Annotated in this window: 2 rRNA genes (1 of these 2 cut by a window edge); both read left to right on the forward strand. The window is 52.7% G+C overall.

The features are described 5' to 3' along the window. Positions 1 to 1,317: ribosomal RNA gene (locus V7108_RS24250) — 16S ribosomal RNA — on the forward strand; the annotation flags it as partial. Positions 1,318 to 1,429: 112 nt separating this feature from the next. Next, a 23S ribosomal RNA gene (locus V7108_RS24255) occupies positions 1,430 to 2,500 on the forward strand; it runs 1,864 nt beyond the window's last position.

Below are 2,500 nucleotides of genomic sequence, written 5' to 3' on the forward strand. Positions count from 1 at the left end.
ATGGGCCCGCGGCGCATTAGCTAGTTGGTGAGGTAACGGCTCACCAAGGCGACGATGCGTAGCCGACCTGAGAGGGTGATCGGCCACACTGGGACTGAGACACGGCCCAGACTCCTACGGGAGGCAGCAGTAGGGAATCTTCCGCAATGGACGAAAGTCTGACGGAGCAACGCCGCGTGAGCGATGAAGGCCTTCGGGTCGTAAAGCTCTGTTGTTAGGGAAGAACAAGTACCGGAGTAACTGCCGGTACCTTGACGGTACCTAACCAGAAAGCCACGGCTAACTACGTGCCAGCAGCCGCGGTAATACGTAGGTGGCAAGCGTTGTCCGGAATTATTGGGCGTAAAGCGCGCGCAGGCGGTCCTTTAAGTCTGATGTGAAAGCCCACGGCTCAACCGTGGAGGGTCATTGGAAACTGGGGGACTTGAGTACAGAAGAGGAAAGCGGAATTCCACGTGTAGCGGTGAAATGCGTAGAGATGTGGAGGAACACCAGTGGCGAAGGCGGCTTTCTGGTCTGTAACTGACGCTGAGGCGCGAAAGCGTGGGGAGCAAACAGGATTAGATACCCTGGTAGTCCACGCCGTAAACGATGAGTGCTAAGTGTTAGAGGGTTTCCGCCCTTTAGTGCTGCAGCTAACGCATTAAGCACTCCGCCTGGGGAGTACGGCCGCAAGGCTGAAACTCAAAGGAATTGACGGGGGCCCGCACAAGCGGTGGAGCATGTGGTTTAATTCGAAGCAACGCGAAGAACCTTACCAGGTCTTGACATCCTCTGACACTCCTAGAGATAGGACTTTCCCCTTCGGGGGACAGAGTGACAGGTGGTGCATGGTTGTCGTCAGCTCGTGTCGTGAGATGTTGGGTTAAGTCCCGCAACGAGCGCAACCCTTGTTCTTAGTTGCCAGCATTCAGTTGGGCACTCTAAGGAGACTGCCGGTGACAAACCGGAGGAAGGTGGGGATGACGTCAAATCATCATGCCCCTTATGACCTGGGCTACACACGTGCTACAATGGATGGTACAAAGGGCTGCAAGACCGCGAGGTTTAGCCAATCCCATAAAACCATTCTCAGTTCGGATTGTAGGCTGCAACTCGCCTACATGAAGCCGGAATCGCTAGTAATCGCGGATCAGCATGCCGCGGTGAATACGTTCCCGGGCCTTGTACACACCGCCCGTCACACCACGAGAGTTTGTAACACCCGAAGTCGGTGGGGTAACCGTAAGGAGCCAGCCGCCTAAGGTGGGACAGATGATTGGGGTGAAGTCGTAACAAGGTAGCCGTATCGGAAGGTGCGGCTGGATCACCTCCTTTCTAAGGAATATNNTTGAAAACTAGATAATCGTAAGAAGAAGAAACCAAGTAAAAACCGAGTGAATTGCCATTTTAGTTTTTCTCTCTTATTAAATAAGAGAATAACCATTTAGGTTAAGTTAGAAAGGGCGCACGGTGGATGCCTTGGCACTAGGAGCCGATGAAGGACGGGACTAACACCGATATGCTTCGGGGAGCTGTAAGTAAGCTTTGATCCGGAGATTTCCGAATGGGGGAACCCACTGCTCGTAATGGAGCAGTATCTTTACCTGAATACATAGGGTATTGAAGGCAGACCCGGGGAACTGAAACATCTAAGTACCCGGAGGAAGAGAAAGCAAACGCGATTCCCTGAGTAGCGGCGAGCGAAACGGGACATAGCCCAAACCAAGAGGCTTGCCTCTTGGGGTTGTAGGACACTCAACATGGAGTTACAAAGGAACGGGGTAGATGAAGCGGTCTGGAAAGGCCCGTCATAGAAGGTAAAAACCCTGTAGTTGAAACTTCGTTCCCTCCTGAGTGGATCCTGAGTACGGCCGGACACGAGAAATCCGGTCGGAAGCTGGGAGGACCATCTCCCAAGGCTAAATACTCCCTAGTGACCGATAGTGAACCAGTACCGTGAGGGAAAGGTGAAAAGCACCCCGGAAGGGGAGTGAAATAGATCCTGAAACCGTGTGCCTACAAGTAGTCAGAGCCCGTTCATGGGTGATGGCGTGCCTTTTGTAGAATGAACCGGCGAGTTACGATCCCATGCAAGGTTAAGTTGAAGAGACGGAGCCGCAGCGAAAGCGAGTCTGAATAGGGCGAATAAGTATGTGGTCGTAGACCCGAAACCAGGTGATCTACCCATGTCCAGGGTGAAGTCCAGGTAACACTGGATGGAGGCCCGAACCCACGCACGTTGAAAAGTGCGGGGATGAGGTGTGGGTAGCGGAGAAATTCCAATCGAACTTGGAGATAGCTGGTTCTCTCCGAAATAGCTTTAGGGCTAGCCTCACGTTGTAAGAGTCTTGGAGGTAGAGCACTGTTTGGACTAGGGGCCCTCATCGGGTTACCGAATTCAGACAAACTCCGAATGCCAAAGACTTATCCGTGGGAGTCAGACTGCGAGTGATAAGATCCGTAGTCAAAAGGGAAACAGCCCAGACCACCAGCTAAGGTCCCAAAGTTTACGTTAAGT

Source organism: Neobacillus vireti, from assembly GCF_036962345.1.
GTDB classification, from domain to species: Bacteria; Bacillota; Bacilli; order Bacillales; family Cytobacillaceae; genus Neobacillus; species Neobacillus vireti_A.